Below are 17,880 nucleotides of genomic sequence, written 5' to 3'. Positions count from 1 at the left end.
GGTCAGCCCGCCGGCGCAGGTTCCCGCAGGCGCAGGTTCGGTACGACGATGCCCAGGATGATCAGGGCCGCGCCCCCAATCTGGAGCCAGACCACGGGCTCGCCCAGGAACACGGCCGCCGCCAGCAGGGTGATGACCGGCTCCACGGACGAGAAGATGCAGGCGTACGCGCTGCCGACCTTTTCGATAGCCGTGTACTGCAAGGTCGCGGCCAGCAGTCCGGGGAAAAGGCCCAATGCCAGGGCGATGCCTGCCTGTTCCAGGTTCATCGATCCCCACGCATGGATGTCGCCCGACAGGGTGAAGGACACCGCCGCGAATCCGATGACGTAGAAGGTGGCCGTCAGCGGCCTGAGCCCCTTGAGCAGCACCTGGACCAGGATGACGTAGATGGAGAAGGTGGCCATGGCCCCCAGGGCGTAGGCCAACCCCGTGCCGTCCACCTCGCGCAGGAAGGCGTCGTAGAAGACCAGGCAGCAGCCGGTCATGACCAGGACCAGGGAGAGGATGACCACCCGGTTGATGCGCATACGCAGGAACTGGGAGGAGAGCAGGGTTACGGCCATGGGGTGTCCGTACAGGACCAGGGCCGCCGTGGAAGCCGGGATGGTCTCCAGCGAGTAGACGAAGCAGGAGGTCTGCATCCAGCAGACAACCAGCCCGAGAAAGGCGCATTTGGCCAGGTCGCGCAGGGAGATGCGCAGCATCCGGGGGGACTTGACCAGCAGGTAGAAGAACAGCATGACCACGGCCAGGGTGAAACGCGTTTGCATCATCACCGCGCCGTCCATGCCCGCCATGTAGCCGAATTTGACCAGGATCGCCATGGAGCCGAAGCAGGCGGCGGAGATCACCGCATAGATCAGGCCTTGGAGCATGGCGCTATTCCGGCATGGCCATGTAGGCCATGTATTCCTGGTTGCCCTTGGGCCCCAGGATCTGTGACGGCACCACGCCGCGCACGATCAGCCCCAGCTCGGACTCGCAGAATCCGACCACCGTGTCCACGGCCTCCTGCTGCAGCCGCTTGCTGCGGACCACACCCTTGTCGGTCTGGCCCGGTCCCACCTCGAACTGCGGCTTGATCAGCACCACCAGCTCGCCGCCGGGCTTCAGGAACTGCAGGCATGCGGGCAGGATCTTGGTCAGGGAGATGAACGACACGTCGGCCACGATCACGTCCACGGGCTCGGGAATCAGGTCGGGTTCGGCGTGGCGTACGTTGGTCCGTTCCAGGTTGATCACCCGGTCGTCCTGCCTGAGTTTCTCGTGCAACTGGCCGTAGCCTACGTCCACGGCGTAGACCCGCACCGCGCCGAACTGGAGCATGCAGTCCGTGAACCCGCCCGTGGACGCGCCTGCGTCCATGGCGATCTTGCCCGTGAAATCGATGGAGAATTCTTCGATGGCCGTGAGCAGCTTGTACGCCCCGCGCGACACGAAGCGCTCGTTATGCGGGACCACGAACTCCGTGTCCGGGTCGAACTGCTGGCCCGGCTTGATCACCGGCGTCTTCTGGCCGCGATCCATGTAGTGGACCTTGCCAGCCATGATCAGCCGCTTGGCCTTGCCGCGGCTCTCCACCAGGCCCTGCTGGGCCAAAAGCTGATCCGCACGCTGTTTCTTGGGCATAATGTGCCTCCGGCGGTCGGGGGAAGGGGAGAGGGAAACCCTTTGAAAAGGGCTTTCCTCTGCCTCCTCGACTCCATCCCTCTCCCTTCCTGAACTTTCAGGCCGCCTGCGGCGGGGTCGGGAGAGCGGGGAAATGGTTATTTCTTTTCGAGGCCGAGTTTGGCGACCACCTTGTCGGCGGTCTTGCGGGTGAAGTCCGCTTCGGACAGGGTTTCCTTTTCCTCCGGGGAGATGACCAGTTCCGGCTTGTTGGCCAGGGCCATGTCGGGCTTGACGCCGAACTCGGGCGGGAAGGAATTGTCGAAGTACATATTCTGGAAATCCACGAACTTGAGCTGGTGGGCCGTGGAGTCGAGGATGCACAACTCCTCCCGGGTGACCAGGCCGAGTTCCAGGGCGCGCTTGGCCCCGGCGAACGACTCGCCGCCCTGGGTGCAGGCGATGTGCCCGTTGCGGTTGGCCTGGATCATGGAGTCCATGATCTGCTGCTCGGTCACCTGGATGACCTGGAAGGCGCGCTTGCCGCCCACGGCCTCGAACTTTTCGGCGAAGTACTTGACCCGCGGGAAGGAGACCGGGTTGCCGATCATGGCCGCCTGGGCCACGGACGCGCTGACCTTCATGGGATGGTATTCCCGCTCGGTCGGGTCGTCCACCGCGTAGTAGCGGTAGACCGGGTCCGCGTGGTGGGACTGCACACCAAAGATGCGCGGCAGCTCGGTGATGACGCCCAGGTCATAGAGCTTGAGGAAACCGGCCATGATGGCCGTGATGTTGCCCGCGTTGCCGATGGGCACGAAGATGCACTTGCCGGCCATGTCCCAGTCGTACCACTGGGCGCACTCGAAGGCGTAGGACTCCTGGCCCAGGATGCGCCAGGCGTTTTTGGAGTTGAGCAGGGCCACGCGGTAGTTGTCGGCCAGGTGCTCGACCACCTTCATGCAGTCGTCGAACACGCCGGGCACTTCCAGGACCACGGCCCCGGAGCCGAGCGGCTGGGCCAGTTGGGCCGGGGTGACCTTGCCGTGGGGCAGGATGACCACGGACTTGATGGCCCCGCCCGCGTAGGAGGCGTAGAGCGCGGCCGCGGCCGAGGTGTCGCCCGTGGAGGCGCAGACCGTCAGGATCTGGTCCCAGCCGTGGCGGCGGATGAGCGAACGGAGATAGGAGAAGCCGCAGGCCATGCCGCGGTCCTTGAACGAGGCCGACGGGTTCTGGCCGTCGTTCTTGTAGGCCGTGGTCAGGCCCGTGGCCGCGTTCAGCGTGGGACTGGAGGCCACCAGCGGGGTGTTGCCCTCGCCGAGATAGACGATGTCGTCTTCCTCAAGCACCGGGGCCATGAGCTCGTAGAAGCGGAAAATGCCGCGCAGGGCGGTCTTCTTGGAGGCCGCGCGCTGGTCGAAGATGGCGCGCCACTCCTCGCCGGAGGTCTTTTTCAACTCGTCGAAATTCAGATTGTCGAGCAGGAACACGCCGCCGCAGTCGGGGCAGGTGTAGTACAGCTCGTCCGTGGGGAATCGTTTGCCGCAGCCCAGGCAGAAGTATTCCATGTGGCCGCGGTAGGAGGGAAAAAGATCGGCAGTCATTGTCTCACCCGATGGGAATAAGGTTCTCTCGTCACACTCGCCTCGAAAGGGACCAAAGGTTCGCTTAAAAGGTAGTGTATGGCAAGTCAAAATTGTGTAGGCTGGCCTTGCAAACAGCGGGACGGCGGGCCTTTCCCGGTCCGGCCCGCATCGGAGACTCATCGCATGAAAAAGAAAACCATATCCCTGGTTCTGGGCAGCGGCGGGGCGCGCGGGCTTGCGCACATCGGCGTCATCCGCTGGCTTGAGGAACACAACTGCGTGATCAAGTCCATCGCGGGCTGCTCCATGGGCGCGCTGGTGGGCGGCATCCACGCCATCGGCAAGCTCGACGAGTACGAGCAGTGGGCGCGGCGCATCACCAAGCGGGACATGCTCGCCCTGATGGACCTGTCATTCGGCATGGACGGGCTGATCAAGGGCGACCGGCTCATCGACACCCTGCGCGACGTGGTCGGCGAGGAGCGCATAGAAAACCTGCCCATCAGCTTCACGGCCGTGGCCGCGAACATCTCCCGGCGCAAGGAGGTCTGGATCCGCAAGGGGCCGCTTTTCGACGCCATCAAGGCGTCCATCGCCCTGCCGCTCGTCTTCAAACCCGTGGTCGTGGACGGCGAGGATATCATTGACGGCGGCATCCTCAATCCCGTGCCCATCGCCCCGACCTTCGGCGACCTGACCGACTTCACCATCGCCGTGAACCTGTGCGCGCCCCCGGTCAAGGGGGCCGAGATCTCCGCTGGAAAGCACAACGGGGATGAGAACGGCTCCGGGGTGTCCCACGCCGTGAGCGAGTTCATCGGTTCCGTGACCGACAAGATCGCCCAGAAGCGCAAGGATATCCGCGCCTACGACATCCTCTACAAATCCTTCGACGCCATGCAGGGCTCCATCGCCCGGCAGAAGATCGCGGCCTACCCGCCCGACGCCGTCCTGGAAATTCCCATCAACCTGTCCAGCCTGATGGACTTCGACAAGGCCGCCCCGCTCATAAAGCACGGCTACGATCTGGCCGAGGCACAGTTGCCCAAGGTGTTCGCCTCGCGCTAGTCGGGGATCAGGCGCGATGATGGCCGGTATCGGGAATTCCGGATTGTCCGTCCGTCCTTGCCGCGGCATGGTATGTTCTCCAACAAACAGGAGAGAGTCATGATTGAAACACAGATGGAAGTGATGGACGCCAACGAGACCAATGCGGCGGCGTACAAGCGGCTCATGCCCGAGGTGGCCGGGCACTACGACGAGTTGAACCAGGAAGTATACAAGGACGGGGTGCTCAGCGGCAAGCACAAGCGGCTCATGGCCCTGGCCGCGTCCCTGTGCATCGGTTGCCGGGCCTGCATTCTGTTCCAGACCGAACAGGCCCTGGAGTTGGGGGCCACTGTGGATGAAATTCTGGAGACCTGCTCCGTGACCTTGGCCCTGCGCGGGACCACGGGCATGGGCGAAACCACGCGGGTCATGGCCTATCTGCGGGAGCGGGGGCTTTTGCCCGAATAGAACGGAGTCGGGCCGGGGGCGGGCATGTGCCCGGCTCCGGCCTTTTTTCATGGGATCAAGGCCAGACGCGCGGGATGGACAGAATGACCATGGTCGCGCCGATGGCCGTCTTGACCGTGAAGCCCAGCGCCTTGCCCACGAACGCTCCTTTGGCCGCGCGCATGGCCTCGGGCCGGGTGCGGCCGGGCGTCTCGGCGATGAAGCAGCCGAGCCAGGCTCCGCCCAGGGCCCCGACGAGCGCGCCCAGGCCGAGGAAGAAGGGCGCGCCGAAGATGGCGCCCGCGATGGCCCCGACGATGCCGCCCACGTTGCCGCGCACGGACGCGCCGTAGCGCCCCGCGCCCCAAGCCTGCAACCCGAATTCCAAGGCCTCTCCCGCGGCTGCGGCCACGCCGAAGACGAAGACGAAGTTCCAGGTCATGGACTCGGGGTAGATGTACTTCCACAGGGCCACCAGGGCCAGCGCCACCCAGTTGGCGGGCATGCTGAAGATCTGAAGGACCTGGGAGAGCATCAGCCCCAGGATGAGCAGGACGGCCCAGACGTATTCCATGCTCCGGCCCTACTCCTTGTCGCGCAGGTCGACCACGCGCACGGCCTTGCCTTCGGCCTTGGGGATGGATTCCGACTGGCACAACTCCACGCGCGGGGTGACCAGGATTTCCGAGCACAAATTCTTGGCGATGCGCTTCTGCAATCCTTGCAGGGCGCGCATGTCTTCGACGAAGTATTCGTCCTTGATCTCCACCTTGACGCGCATCTGGTCGGACACGCCCTCGCGGATCAGTTCGATGAGGTAGTTCTGGCCCACCTCGGGCATGGCCATGAGGCACTGCTCGATCTGCATGGGGTAGATGTTCACGCCCTTGAGGATCATCATGTCGTCGGCCCGGCCGGTGATGCGGTCGATGCGCCGGTGGGTGCGGCCGCACTCGCATTGGCCCGGAATGAACCGGGTCAGGTCGCGGGTGCGGTAGCGGATGATCGGCATGCCCTCGCGCCGGAGCGTGGTCATGACCAGCTCGCCGATCTCGCCCTCGGCCACGTGCTCCCCGGTCTCGGGGTTGATGATCTCGGCGATGTAGGCGTCCTCCCACAGGTGCATGCCCTGCTGGTGCACGCATTCAAAGGCCACGCCCGGACCGTTCATCTCTGAAAGTCCGTAGGAATTGTACGCCTTGATGTGCATGAGTTCCTCGATTTTGGCCCGGGCCTCCTCGGTGTGGGGCTCGGCCCCGATGAGCGCGATGCGCCACGGCATCTCCTCGGGCTTGTAGCCCGCTTCACGGACCTTTTGGGCGAAATACAAGGCGAAGGACGGGATGATGTGCAGGACCGTGACCTGGTGGTCCAGGATCATCTTGATCTGGCGCCTGGTGTTGCCCGCGCCCGCCGGGATGGTCAGCATGCCCAGCCGTTCGGAACCGTAGTGGATGCCCAAGCCCCCGGTGAACAGGCCGTAGCCCGAGGTGTTCTGCAGGACGTCGGACCGGCGGCAGCCGCAGCAGTACATGGACCGGGCCATGAGGTCGGCCCAGGTGTCCAGGTCCTTCTGGGTGTAGAACACGGCCACGGGCGTACCGGTGGTGCCGCTCGACGCGTGCAGGCGCACGAAGTCGTCCAGGGGCCGGGTCAGCAGCCCGTGGGGATACTGGTTGCGCAGGTCGTCCTTGGTGGTGAAGGGAAGGGAGGTGATATCCGCAGGGCTCTTGATGTCGCCGGGCTCCACGCCCTTGAGGCGCTCGGAGTAGAAGGGCGACCGCTTGGCGATTTCGATGGTCTCTCTGAGGCGTTCGGCCTGGAGTTGTTCCAGGGCGGCGCGGTCCATGGCTTCAACCGGATCGTAGTACATAGCTGTTCCGCAGGCTTGAAGTTAGTCGGAGTCCTGGTGGAATCCCTCGGGCAGCTCGGAGGGATAGGCCGTGGCGTCCATGTTCTCGAACAGGGTGTATTCCTTCTTGAAGAAGAGCTCGCACCTGCCGGTGGGGCCGTTGCGCTGCTTGCCGATGATGACTTCCGCGTGGTTCTTGAGCGGGTTGTCCTCGCTCTTGTTGTACGCGGCGTCGCGGTAGAGAAAGATGATGATGTCCGCGTCCTGCTCGATGGCGCCGGACTCGCGCAGGTCCGACATCATGGGCCGCTTGTCCGTGCGCTCTTCGACTTTGCGGTTGAGCTGGGACAGGGCAATGACCGGCACGTTCAGCTCCTTGGCCAGGGCCTTGAGGTGGCGGGAGATGTCCGAAATTTCCTGCTCGCGGGAGTCCGGGCGGGCGCTGGAGCGCATCAACTGGAGGTAGTCCACGACCACCAGCCCGAGGTTGTGCTCGGCCTTGAGACGGCGGCAGCGGGCCTGGAGCTCCAGGGTGGAGAGGGCCGGGGTATCGTCGATGAAGATCGGGGCCTTGCTGAGCACGTCCGCGCCTTCGTACAGCTTGTTCCAGTCGGAGTCGTCGAGGTAGCCGGTGCGCAGGTTGGACAGCTCCACCTTGCTCTGCACGGCCAGCAGGCGGGTCATGAGCTGTTCCATGGACATCTCCAGCGAGAAGATGGCCGTGGGGCATTCGGACCGGGCTGCGGCGCGCAAGGCCACGTTCAGGGCGAAGGCGGTCTTGCCCATGGACGGGCGGCCCGCGATGATGATCAGGTCAGAGTTCTGCAACCCCGCGGTCATGCTGTCGAATTCGTGGTAGTGCGTCTGGATGCCCGTGACCACGGACTTGTTGTTGAACCGCGCGGTCAGCTCGTCGAAGACCTTGGACATCAACTGACCGCTGGACTGCATGCCGCGCATTTCCTTAGATTGCGCGATGCGGAAAATTTCCTTTTCGGACTCGTCCAGGACCTCGCCCACGTCGGCGGAGGAGAAGCAGTTGGAGATGATCCCGCTGGAGATGTCGATGAGTTCGCGCAGGATGCACTTGTCGCGGACGATCTGGGCGTGGTGCAGGGCGTTGGACGCGCTGACCACGGAGTCGGACAGTTCGGCCAGGTAGACCGGGCCGCCCACGGTGTCCAGGGTGCCGTTCATGGCCAGTTGGTTGGCGACGGTGACCACGTCGATGGGCTGGTGGTCGTCGTAGAGCTGGGTGAAGGCCTTGAAGATGTCCCGGTGGACGGGGGAATAGAAATCATCCGGGCCGATGATGTCCACCAGTTGGTGGAACATGGACTCGGACTGGAACACGCCGCCGAGCACGGACTGCTCGGCCTCGAAAGAGTGTGGGGGGACTTTGCGTAGGATATCGGAAGAGGCCCTGTCCAGGGCCTCTTCCGGATTATCTGCGTATTGGCCTGATTTAGGCCTCTGTGGTTTCGGCGTCGACATTCTCTACGGATTCCTCGACGGCCTCGGCCACTTCTGCGGTTTCTTCGACTTCTTCGATCTCCTCGACGACGGGGCCGCCGTGGCGGATGACGGAGAGCTTCAGCACGCCGTGCACGTCCGGGTGCAGGCGGATCTCGATCTCGTACTCACCCAGAGAGCGAATGGGTTCGGCCAGGATGATCTTGCGGCGATCGATCTCAATGCCGGCGGCTTCCATGGCGTCACCTATGTTGGAGGTGGTCACGGAGCCGTACAGCTTGTCGCCGTCACCGACCCGCACTTCGATCTCGATGGGGGCGGCGGCGATGCGGTCGGCCAGGCCCTCGGCCTGGGCGCGCAGGGAATCGGCCTGCTCCTGCAGCTTGCGGCGCTCCAGTTCGAACGCCTTCAGGTTGGCGGTGGTAGCCGGCTTGGCCAGTCCCTGGGGAATCAGGTAGTTGCGGCCGTAACCGGGCTTGACGGTAACGATGTCTCCGAGTCGACCCAGAGCGTCGACGTCAGCGCGTAAGATAAGTTTCATGGGTCCTCCCTCCTACATGGAGCTCCGTTTCTTCACATCGGTGCTGTGAACGGTGGTGTAGAAAAGCAGGGCCATCTGCCGGGCGCGCTTGATCTCGTTGGTCAGGCGGCGCTGGTGCTTGGCGCAGGTGCCGGTGATCCGACGGGCGATGATCTTGCCGCGTTCGGTGACGAAGTCGCGGAGGATATCCGGGCGCTTGTAGTCCAGGGGCAGCTCTGCGTCCGCGCAGAAGCGGCAGAACTTCTTCCTCGGGGTGAATTTCTTGCGGAAAGCCATGGTGAAACCTCCTAGGCAGCCAGTTTGACGGTCATGAATTTGAAGATGCCGTCAGCGATGCGGATGTTGCGCTCGAGTTCGGCAACCAGCGCGCCGGGGGCTTCGTACACCAGGCGAACGTAGTATCCACGGGTCTGCTTCTGGACGGGGTAGGCCAGTTGGCGCATGCCCCAGTCGTCGGTCTCAACCATTTTGCCGCCCTCGCGGTCCACGATGCCGGTCAGAGTGTCCAGGAGGGTGGTCCTGTCCTCTGCCGCCAGCTCCGGGGAGAGCAGGACGAGCGTCTCGTAATTGTTTGCCATTTCATTCTCCTTTTGGTCATTGGCCCTCCTCCACCTGGAGGAGAGCAAGGCAAGAGGCGTTACATATGGGGAATCGGTCCGCCTGTCAAGAGGCGGTCCCGGCTCCGGGCTCTCTATTTCTTATCCTTGTCGTCGGGCGGCGTCCAGCCGCATTGGTTCGACGGTCCTCATCCGCCGCCGAATTTTCCGCGCAGGAACCGGCCGATGGCCAGGCCCACGACGACCAGGGCGATGAGTTGCAACCATTCGGGCATGGGGCCCTCCTTAGACCTTCAGGTCCTCTCCGGTCAGGAGCTTGTATGCTTCGAGGTATTTCTCGCGGGTCCGCGCGGCGATGTCTTCGGGCACGTGGGGCGCGGGCGGCTGCTTGTTGAAGCCGATCTCCACGAGCCAGTCGCGGAAGTACTGCTTGTCGAAACTCGGCTGGGACTTGCCGGGCGCGTATCCCTCTTCGGGCCAGAAGCGCGACGAGTCCGGGGTCAGGGCTTCGTCGATGAAGAGCAGTTCCCCGTCCAGGATGCCGAACTCGAACTTGGTGTCCGCTATGAGGATGCCGCGCTGCTTGGCGTAGTCCCGGGCGCGGGTGTAGATGGAAAGCGCCAGCTTCTCGACCTTGCGCATCATCTCTTCGCCGAGCAGGTCGGCGGCCTTGTCGAGGGTGATGTTCTCGTCGTGCTCGCCCAGGTCCGCCTTGGTGGACGGGGTGAACAGGGCCTTTTCGAGCATCTCGGATTCCTTCAGCCCCTCCGGCAGCTTGTGGCCGCAGACCTCGCCGGTCTTCTGGTAGTCGGACCAGCCCGAGCCGGTGATGAAGCCGCGCACGATGCATTCGATGGGCAGGGGCTTGGCCTTTTTGGCCAGCACCGAGCGGTCCTGCAACTGGTCGCGGTACTTGCGCAACGGTTCGGGGTAGTCGTCCACGTTGGTGGCGAGGATGTGGTTGGGGACCAGGTCCTCCATCATCTTCATCCAGAACAGGGTGATCTGGTTGAGCACCTTGCCCTTGTCCTCGATGGGATCGGGCATGACCACGTCGAAGGCGGAGATGCGGTCGGTGGTCACCAGGAGCAGGGTGTCCGCGTCGATCTCGTAGATGTCGCGGACCTTGCCCCGCGAGATGAGCGGATATTCGGTGATGTTGGTTTCAAGAACGGCAGCCATGATATTTCCTCTATTGCTTGAATGTACTGTTACTTGTTGCGTTGTTCCACGCTGCGGGCGTGGGCTTCGAGCCCTTCCAGCCGGGCCAGCCGGGCGATCTTGGCGCCGTGCTCGGCCACGTAGCCCGGGCTGGCGGCGATCACGCTGGATCTCTTGCAGAAGTTCTGCACCGACAGGGCGGAGGAAAAACGGACCGTGCGCAGGGTGGGCAGCACGTGGTTGGGCCCGGCAAAGTAGTCGCCCACGGGTTCGGGCGAGTTGTGGCCCATGAAGATGGCTCCGGCGTGGCGGATGGAGCCGAGCAGGGACCACGGGTCGCCGACGGCCAGTTCCAGGTGCTCGGGCGCCAGCAGGTTGACCAGCTCCGTCCCGGCCTCGATGCCGGGCACGGTGACGATCGCGCCCCAGTCCTCAAGGGATTTCGCGGCGATGTCGCAGCGCGGCAGGGCGGCGCACTGGGTGTCCAGCTCCTTGCGGACCTGGTCGGCCAGGCCCTTGTCCGGGGTGACCAGGATGGACGCGGCCAGGGGGTCGTGCTCGGCCTGGGAGAGCATATCCGCGGCCAGCCAGGCCGGGGTGGCCGTGGCGTCGGCCAGGATGACGATCTCGGACGGACCGGCGACCATGTCGATGCCCACCTGTCCGATGAGCTGGGATTTGGCCGTGGCCACGAAGATGTTGCCCGGACCGGCCAGCACGTCGCACGGGGCGATGGTTTCGGTACCGAAGGCCAGGGCCGCGATGGCCCAGGCGGACCCGGCCAGGTGGATTTCGTCCAGCCCGAGCAGGGCGGCGGTGGCCAGGATATACGGGTTGAGCGTGCCGTCCTTGCGCGGAGGTGAGGTCACGGCGATGGAGTCGACCCCGGCCACCTGGGCCGGGATGGCGTTCATGATCAGGCTTGAGATGAGCGGGGTCTCCCCGCCCTGGCCGCCGGGCACGTACAGGCCCACGCGGTCCACGGGCCGGACCATCTGGCCGAGGATGGTGCCGTCTTCGGCGGTGGTCCACCAGGACTTTTCCTTCTGATTCAGGTGGAAGGCGCGCACCCGGTGGATGGCTTCCTTCAGTATCTCGACGTCCGCGTCCGGGATCTCGGTCAGGGCGGCGGCAATGGCCGCTCCGGGCACGCGCAGGGCGGCCGCGTCAAAGTCCGGGCAATCGAATTTACGGGTGTACTCGGCCAGGGCCTGGTCGCCGCGGCCGCGGACGTCGGCCAGAATATCGCGCACGATGGCGTCGACCTTGGTGTCCGGGTCTTTGCGCCGTTCCAGCCACCGGCCGATGGCATCCCAATCGTCCCGGTTCGCATATGTCAATTCTCTGCAATTCATATCGACCTCGAAAAAAGGCGGTTGTCCTGTTGTTCGTCCAAGGGGAAATTTTATAGCCGAGCGCCGATCAAAAGTCGAGGGCGGCCAGGCCTGGAATGCGGGGCGGGGGACGCCCCTCGATGTCGGGCCAGGGCCGGATGGCGTCGATACGCCTGCTCCCCGGCATTGTTGAAGAAATGGAAGAGGGCCGGGGTTTGCACTCCCCGGCCCTCTGGGCGTTACTTGGCAAATAAGCTTTTCAGCTTAAGGTTCTAAGCGAGCTTAGAACTTGTAGACAACACCAGTGGCGATCTTCCAGGCATCGTCCTCGACGTTCTGAGCGGTCCAGACGTCCTGGTCGAAGTCGGAATTGATGTAGCCCAGCTGGCCGTACAGGGTCAGCTCGTCGTACACGGCGTAAGCGGTGTTGAAGTCAACTTCCCACAGGGAGTCCTTCTCGGTCAGGTACTTGCCGTAGGTGCCGAGGGTGGCACGCTTGTCGTTGGTACCCTTGACGTACAGGACGTGGAAGTCGTGGGTCAGGCCTTCGGCGAAGGACTGGATGTCGGTCAGGGACAGGCCGAGGGTCCAGAAGCCCAGCGGGGTGTCGCCACCGTTGATGTCGTCAGAGGTGATGGAACCACCGCCGAACCAGAAGGAGCCAACGGCCCAGTCGCCGTCCAGGATGGGCATGGTCTCCACGCCGTCGCTGTTGTCGTCGTCGCTACCAGTGGTGTAGACGAAGAAAGCGGACACGGTCATGAAGTCAAAGCCGGTGTAGTCCAGGCCCAGGTCGAACAACCAACCGGAAGCGTCGTTGGTGTCGGTTTCGGCGTCGAGCTTACCATAGTTCACGTCGGCCTTCACGATGAAGGGATCGAACAGGGACATGGTGAAGTTGGAGCCAACCCAGTAAGCGGACACATCCTGGCCCTTAAGACCGGAGGTGACAGTGTCCTGGCTGACGTAGTTCAGGCCGCCGTTGCCGTACAGGAAGAACGGGGTGGCGGAGACGCCTTCGAAGGACAGGGGCAGGGCGACCAGGTAGCCGTCCAGGTAGTTGTTGTCATAGACGCCACCGGAGGTGACGGTACCCTTGGTAGGATCGTCGTTACCGGAACCGTTGGGGTCGTTGTCGAACAGGCGGGTGTAACCGGCCAGGACGGAGACGTTGTCGGTCACCGGAGCGGTAACCATGACGGCGCCGGCGCGCTCGGCCAGGACCATGGAAGCGGAACCAACGGACTGCGGCAGGGCGACGGTGAAGATACCACCCTTGACGTTGACGTCAGTGCCGGGCCAGTTGAAGTCGATGTACGCGTCACGGATGTTCAGCACGGCGTTGCCCATAGAGCTGCCGCCGCCGGACTGACCCAGGGCGAAACCGCCCTGACCCCAGTTCCCCTTGTCGGAACGCAGGCCGAGGACACCTTTCAGGTTCTCGTTGGCGGTGACGGTGAAGTACAGGTCGGCGCGCTCGAGGATGCGCATGTTCTTGGAACCAGCGTCTTTGTCGAAGTTCCAGTTGTCCATCCAGACGGCGTTCACGAGGAGGTTACCGGAGATGGAAACCTCGGGCGCCGCGGAAGCGGACACAGCCATACCCAGGACCATGACCAGGGCGATGGCGAGAAGGGACAAACGTTTCATTTGTGATCTTCCTTTTTTTGCAGTTAAAGACCAAGTTAACGCCTAAACTGCATCCCGTTTATCCCAGGTAAAGGGCTTTTGCAAGGATTTTGGGCCAAAAAAAGCATCGAAGTAAAAATTTTTTTACCGGCCAAAAAATTGAACTTCAGGGAGTGGTGGTTTAGTATAAAATAATTTTAATTCAAATGGTTATGCATGATAAATGTAAAGATGATTTGTGGCTGAAATTCCCGTATAGTCCTTCTTCGTACGAATTGTGTTGAAAAAAAACCGCACCGACATGGACACCGAGTACAAATTTTTTGCCGACCATTTTCCGGACACGCCGGGCGTCTATTTAATGAAAGATGGGCGCGGCCGAATCCTCTATGTGGGCAAGGCCAAGAAGCTGCGCCGCAGGCTGGCCTCCTACTTTCGCAAGCCGGCCGGGCAGACCCCCAAGACCCGCGCCCTGGTCACCCGCATCCGGCACATCGACACCCTGCTCACGGCCACGGAGAAGGAGGCTCTGCTCCTGGAGTCCGGGCTGATCAAGAAGCACCGGCCGCGCTACAACGTGGTCCTCAAGGACGACAAGCAGTACGTCCTCTTCCGCCTGGACCGCCAGAACGAGTTCCCGCGCCTGTCCATGACCCGCAAGGTGGTCCGCGACGGGTCGGTCTACTTCGGGCCGTTCACCTCTGCCTCGGCCGCGCGCACGGTCTGGAAGCTGCTCGGCAAGGTCTTTCCCCTGCGCAAGTGCAAGGACACCGCCTTCCGCAACCGGGTGCGCCCGTGCCTGTACCACGACATCGGCCAGTGCTGGGCCCCGTGCGTCAAGGACGTGGACCGCGAGGCCTACGCCGAGATGGTCCACCGGGTGGAGATGCTCCTGTCCGGCCGCAGCTTGGAGCTGGTGGACGACCTGACCCGCCAGATGAAGGCCGCTTCCCGCGACATGGAGTTCGAGCGGGCCGCCGAGTACCGCGACCAGATCCGGGCCGTGAAGAAGACCGTGGAAGGGCAGGCCGCCGTGATCCACGACAACCGCGACCGCGACATCGTCGGCTTGGCCGAGAACGGCCAGGGGCTCGGCCTCGGTCTGCTCTTCGTGCGCCAGGGGCGGCTGCTCGACCAGAAGCAGTTTTTCTGGCCCGGCCTGACCCTGGAGGAGGGGCCGGAGGTGGTCGAGAGCTTCATCGGGCAGTTCTACGGGCCGGGTCGGTTCATTCCGTCCACCCTGGTCGTGCCCATGGACCTGGAAGAGTCCCCGCTTCCCGAAGTCCTGGCCGAGCGCGGGGGCCGCAACGTGCACATCGTCGCGCCCCGCAACACCCAGGAGAAGCAGTTGCTCGGCATCGCCCGCAATGTGGCCGCGCGGTCCATGGAGGTCCGCGAGACCATCACCTCCCGGCTGCAAAAGGCCCTGCACCTGCCCGAGGAGCCCGTGCGCATCGAGTGCGTGGACGCCTCGCACCTGGGCGGCCGGGACATGCGCGTGGGCCAGGTGGTCTTCGAGGACGGGCGGCGCAACCCCGAGGCCTCGCGGGTCTACGCCTTCCCCGACCTGGAAGGGGCCGGGGACGACTACGCAGCCCTGGCCGGATGGGCGCGGCGGCGCATGGAGTCCGGTCCGCCATGGCCCGACCTGGTGCTCATCGACGGCGGCCGGGGCCAGATCTCGGCCGTGGAACGGGGACTGGCCGAATGCACCGAGGAGTGCGGCTGGGAGTTGGCCTCCATCGCCAAGGGCGAATCCCGGCGCGCGGGCGAGTTGGGCGACGTGATTTTCCGGCCCGGCCGCAAGAACCCCATGCCGCTCAAGCCCGGCAGCCCGGAGCTGCTCTTTTTGCAGAAGATCCGCGACGCGGCCCACCGCTTTGTCCTGGGCAGGCAGCGGCGGGCGCGCAAGAAGGCGGTCCTGAGCAGCGAGCTGACCTCCCTGCCCGGCATCGGCCCCAAGACGGCCCGCATCCTCTGGGACCGCTTCGAGTCCCTGGACGCCATGCTTGAGGCCGGGCCGCAGGCCATCGGCGCGCTGTCCGGCATCGGCCCCAAGCGGGCGGACAAGATCCACGCCGCCCTGCAGGCCCTCAGATCGTCACGGGAATCTTGATTTTTCGGGTTGAACCCCGAGGGGGATATGGTCTGTAGGGCAAAGCGGCCGAAGCCGTTCCCGTTGCCCCTCCGTTCATCCGGAGAGAGGCCGTGCACGATATGCGCGTCCCCGAGACCATGTTGAACGGTGGCCGGGCCATGCCCGCTCTCGGCCTCGGAACCTACCAACTCAACGGCTCGGTCGGAGTGGACGCTCTGCCCAAGTCCGCATCGCCCGAGCGCCAGGCCGAGAACATGAAGGTGTTCAACTTCGGGCTGTGCGACGCGGACATGGCGGCCATCGACGCGCTGGCGCGTCCGGACGGCCGCCTCAAGGGCCAGGACCCGGCGGTCTACGAGGAATTCTAGGCCGCTAGATGGTCATGGGCTCGCCGATGGCGAGTTCGAGCATCTCGGTGTCCGGGGCCACCAGAGCGAGCTGCTCGGCCATGGAGCGGGTGTTCTGGGCCAGGATGCCCCACGTCCCCCAGTGCTGGGGGATGAGCTTTTTGCATTTGAGCAGCTTGCAGGCGTAGGCCGCCTGCCGGGCGTCCATGGTGAACCGGCCGCCGATGGGCAGCATGGCCACGTCGATGTCGTGGAATTTTCCGATCAGTTCCATGTCGCCGAACAGGCCGGTGTCGCCCGAGTCGTAGACGCACAGGCCGCCCGGTTCGGTGATGACGAAGCCCGCGGGGAACCCCGATGTCGAGGAGTGGACGGCCTGGACCATCTGGATGTCCAGCCCCTTGCGGCTGACCGTGCCGCCGATGTTCATGCCCACGCCCAGGTGTTCGGGCAGCCCCTGCTTCATCAGGGACTGGATGACATCGAACATGGCCACCACTTCGGCGTCGTGCTTGACGGCCATCTCCAGGGTCTGGCCGATGTGGTCGTGGTGATCGTGGGTCACCAGGATGAGGTTGCATTCGTCCACGTCCTTATAGGATGTGGGGGCGCTGGGGTTGCCCACGAAGAACGGGTCGATGAACAGGGTGGCGTCTGCGGCCTTGATTCTGAAATTCGCGTGGCCGAACCAGGTAATTTCCATGGCGTTTCTCCTACTCCCCCCACCGCCTGAACAGGGAATGGGGGATGTCCAGTTGGTCGAGGACCTTGCCGGCCACCTGGTCGGTCAGGTCCGCAATGGTTGCCGGGCGATGATAGAAGCCCGGACATGCCGGTAGAATGACAGCCCCGGCTTGGGTCGCCGTGAGCATGTTTTGCAGGTGGATGGCGGAGAGCGGGGTCTCGCGAGGTACGAGGATCAGTTTCCTCCGTTCCTTGAGGGTCACGTCCGCGGCCCGGTGGATAAGGGTGTGGCCGAAGCCGGTGGCCACGGCGGACAGGGTGGCCATGGAGCAGGGGCAGATGATCATGCCGTCGTGCCGCCAGGAGCCGCTGGCGGGGGGGGCGGCGATGTCGTCGGGGGCGTGGACCGTGGCGCCGCGCGTGAGGGCGTCGGGTTGGAGGCCGGTTTCGAGTGCCAGCACTTCTCTGGCGGCGTCGGAGACTATGACGTGCAGTTCCACGTCGTCGCGATCGACGAGTCCCTGGATCAGGGAGGCGGCGTACAGGCTGCCGCTCGCGCCGCTGATTGCCAGGATGATGCGTTTAGATTCCATGTGTTCTCCCGCCCGGCTGCTACCTGAGCTTATAGACTTTTTTTAGACTTTTTTGCAAGGGGAAACCGCCAGGCGCGGTCCCTCCCTGTTCGTTGTTTCATTTTTGTGGTGGATAGTATAGCCTTGACAAAGGAGTAGGGGAAGTATAGCTACTTCCTTCCCGTGGGCTATTAGCTCAGTTGGATAGAGTGCTTGCCTCCGGAGCAAGAGGTCGCAGGTTCGAATCCTGCATAGCCCACCATGAAAAAAGAAAAAGCCCCCGCACATGTGCGGGGGCTTTTTCTTTTTTGCGCTAGGCCCCCTTGTCGTCCGTTTCCGGGAGCCAGAGGATGAACTTGCGGTCCTCGTGCATGATGTGGTTGGTCAGCCAGCGGCTGAGGAAGATGAAGACCTGGGAAAGGTTGGTCTTGACGAACATGTCGCGCCGGAAGTCGGCCACCTTGTCCTCGAACGCGCGGTGCTGGCCCGCGTGGACGTCGCTGCCGGGATAGTCGCAACTGCGCAGGATCGCTTCCTCGGCCCGAAAGTGGACCACTGAGTAGTCCCGCATCTTGTCGATGAGCGAGGTCATGAGCGGTTCGTCGTGGCGCTGGATGGCCGCATAGGTCTCGTTGATCAGGTCGATGAGTTCCCTGTGCTGGTCGTCCAGCTCGTCCATGCCCACGGACATGGTCTCGTCCCATTGAATGAGCGGCATCGGTATCCTCCGAACACGGTTTTGGTCTCGCGGAGATTAGCAGATGCGCGGTAAATGACAAGACCGGGAATCGGGTTGCGACAGAGTTTCACGATTCCGGCGGCTTGGAAGCGGGCACGTGTCCGGCGCGTGAAGAATCGGGAAGGGGCAGCCAGATTATAATACAAAAAAAGCGCCCGCCGTGCTTACAGGCAATACTGAGATCATACCCGGTTCG

At 63.6% G+C, this 17,880-nt stretch carries 19 protein-coding genes and 1 tRNA gene; 5 read left to right on the top strand and 15 right to left on the bottom strand.

Annotation, left to right across the window (positions count from 1 at the left end; translation table 11 throughout):
• Positions 1–2: 2 nt before the first annotated feature.
• From V8V93_RS14505 to thrC, 3 genes are all read right to left on the bottom strand, one after another.
• A complete protein-coding gene (locus tag V8V93_RS14505) occupies positions 3–878 on the bottom strand; it encodes a DMT family transporter (RefSeq protein ID WP_338667309.1) in 876 nt (291 codons plus the stop codon).
• 4 nt (positions 879–882) lie between these two features.
• Complete coding sequence (locus tag V8V93_RS14500) at positions 883–1,632, bottom strand: TlyA family RNA methyltransferase (RefSeq protein WP_338667308.1); 750 nt, start codon at positions 1,630–1,632, stop codon at positions 883–885.
• A 137-nt stretch (positions 1,633–1,769) separates the two neighbouring features.
• Complete coding sequence (gene thrC / locus V8V93_RS14495) at positions 1,770–3,218, bottom strand: threonine synthase (protein ID WP_338667307.1); 1,449 nt, start codon at positions 3,216–3,218, stop codon at positions 1,770–1,772.
• A gap of 165 nt (positions 3,219–3,383) precedes the next feature.
• On the opposite strand from thrC, the gene V8V93_RS14490 reads away from it, so the two are divergent.
• Together V8V93_RS14490 and V8V93_RS14485 are read left to right on the top strand one after the other, a co-directional pair.
• Positions 3,384–4,268 (top strand): patatin-like phospholipase family protein, encoded by an 885-nt coding sequence (locus V8V93_RS14490; RefSeq protein ID WP_338667306.1) that lies wholly within the window; start codon positions 3,384–3,386, stop codon positions 4,266–4,268.
• 99 nt (positions 4,269–4,367) lie between these two features.
• Complete coding sequence (locus tag V8V93_RS14485; RefSeq protein WP_338667305.1) at positions 4,368–4,718, top strand: carboxymuconolactone decarboxylase family protein; 351 nt, start codon at positions 4,368–4,370, stop codon at positions 4,716–4,718.
• A gap of 55 nt (positions 4,719–4,773) precedes the next feature.
• Here the strand turns inward: V8V93_RS14485 and V8V93_RS14480 are convergent, their stop codons facing one another.
• The 9 genes from V8V93_RS14480 to V8V93_RS14440 all read right to left on the bottom strand — a co-directional run bounded on the left by V8V93_RS14480 (position 4,774) and on the right by V8V93_RS14440 (position 13,265).
• The gene (locus V8V93_RS14480) at positions 4,774–5,271 is read right to left on the bottom strand and encodes a DUF456 domain-containing protein (protein WP_338667304.1); all 498 of its coding nucleotides are present in this window, start codon (positions 5,269–5,271) and stop codon (positions 4,774–4,776) included.
• 9 nt (positions 5,272–5,280) lie between these two features.
• Positions 5,281–6,570, bottom strand: a complete 1,290-nt coding sequence (locus tag V8V93_RS14475) for a phenylacetate--CoA ligase family protein (protein WP_338667303.1) — start codon at positions 6,568–6,570, stop codon at positions 5,281–5,283.
• A 21-nt stretch (positions 6,571–6,591) separates the two neighbouring features.
• Positions 6,592–8,043 carry a replicative DNA helicase gene (dnaB, locus tag V8V93_RS14470; RefSeq protein ID WP_338667302.1) on the bottom strand — a complete coding sequence of 484 codons (1,452 nt, stop codon included), beginning with the start codon at positions 8,041–8,043 and terminating at the stop codon, positions 6,592–6,594.
• Positions 8,015–8,563: a 50S ribosomal protein L9 gene (gene rplI / locus V8V93_RS14465; RefSeq protein ID WP_338667300.1), complete on the bottom strand. Its 549-nt coding sequence runs from the start codon at positions 8,561–8,563 to the stop codon at positions 8,015–8,017. Before rplI ends, dnaB begins: the two co-directional genes overlap by 29 nt.
• Positions 8,564–8,575: 12 nt before the next feature.
• The gene (gene rpsR, locus V8V93_RS14460) at positions 8,576–8,839 is read right to left on the bottom strand and encodes a 30S ribosomal protein S18 (RefSeq protein WP_014321549.1); all 264 of its coding nucleotides are present in this window, start codon (positions 8,837–8,839) and stop codon (positions 8,576–8,578) included.
• Positions 8,840–8,850: 11 nt separating this feature from the next.
• On the bottom strand, positions 8,851–9,141 hold the full coding sequence (gene rpsF, locus V8V93_RS14455; RefSeq protein WP_338667297.1) for a 30S ribosomal protein S6: 291 nt from the start codon (positions 9,139–9,141) through the stop codon (positions 8,851–8,853).
• Between the two features lie 264 nt (positions 9,142–9,405).
• The gene (locus V8V93_RS14450; protein ID WP_338667296.1) at positions 9,406–10,302 is read right to left on the bottom strand and encodes a phosphoribosylaminoimidazolesuccinocarboxamide synthase; all 897 of its coding nucleotides are present in this window, start codon (positions 10,300–10,302) and stop codon (positions 9,406–9,408) included.
• A 29-nt stretch (positions 10,303–10,331) separates the two neighbouring features.
• On the bottom strand, positions 10,332–11,636 hold the full coding sequence (hisD, locus tag V8V93_RS14445; RefSeq protein WP_338667295.1) for a histidinol dehydrogenase: 1,305 nt from the start codon (positions 11,634–11,636) through the stop codon (positions 10,332–10,334).
• 261 nt (positions 11,637–11,897) lie between these two features.
• Positions 11,898–13,265, bottom strand: coding sequence for an outer membrane homotrimeric porin (locus tag V8V93_RS14440; protein ID WP_338667294.1), 1,368 nt, complete (start codon positions 13,263–13,265; stop codon positions 11,898–11,900).
• 280 nt (positions 13,266–13,545) lie between these two features.
• Here V8V93_RS14440 and uvrC point away from each other — a divergent pair, with 280 nt between their 5' ends.
• Together uvrC and V8V93_RS14430 are read left to right on the top strand one after the other, a co-directional pair.
• On the top strand, positions 13,546–15,360 hold the full coding sequence (gene uvrC / locus V8V93_RS14435) for an excinuclease ABC subunit UvrC (protein WP_338670196.1): 1,815 nt from the start codon (positions 13,546–13,548) through the stop codon (positions 15,358–15,360).
• A 92-nt stretch (positions 15,361–15,452) separates the two neighbouring features.
• Positions 15,453–15,710: a hypothetical protein gene (locus tag V8V93_RS14430; protein WP_338667293.1), complete on the top strand. Its 258-nt coding sequence runs from the start codon at positions 15,453–15,455 to the stop codon at positions 15,708–15,710.
• 4 nt (positions 15,711–15,714) lie between these two features.
• On the opposite strand, the gene V8V93_RS14425 is transcribed toward V8V93_RS14430, so the two are convergent.
• Positions 15,715–16,392, bottom strand: coding sequence for a metal-dependent hydrolase (locus V8V93_RS14425; protein WP_338667292.1), 678 nt, complete (start codon positions 16,390–16,392; stop codon positions 15,715–15,717).
• Between the two features lie 10 nt (positions 16,393–16,402).
• Entirely contained in the window at positions 16,403–16,966 is a 564-nt protein-coding gene (locus tag V8V93_RS14420; protein ID WP_338667291.1) for a UbiX family flavin prenyltransferase, read from the bottom strand.
• 164 nt (positions 16,967–17,130) lie between these two features.
• On the opposite strand from V8V93_RS14420, the gene V8V93_RS14415 reads away from it, so the two are divergent.
• Positions 17,131–17,207 (top strand) — tRNA-Arg (locus V8V93_RS14415).
• 51 nt (positions 17,208–17,258) lie between these two features.
• On the opposite strand, the gene V8V93_RS14410 is transcribed toward V8V93_RS14415, so the two are convergent.
• A complete protein-coding gene (locus V8V93_RS14410) occupies positions 17,259–17,663 on the bottom strand; it encodes a bacteriohemerythrin (RefSeq protein WP_338667290.1) in 405 nt (134 codons plus the stop codon).
• Positions 17,664–17,880: the final 217 nt, after the last annotated feature.

This window comes from Pseudodesulfovibrio sp. 5S69, from assembly GCF_037094465.1.
Taxonomy (GTDB): domain Bacteria; phylum Desulfobacterota; class Desulfovibrionia; order Desulfovibrionales; family Desulfovibrionaceae; genus Pseudodesulfovibrio; species Pseudodesulfovibrio methanolicus.
The sequence above is the reverse complement of the archived record's forward strand: the minus strand, read 5'-3'. Positions and strand labels throughout refer to the sequence as shown.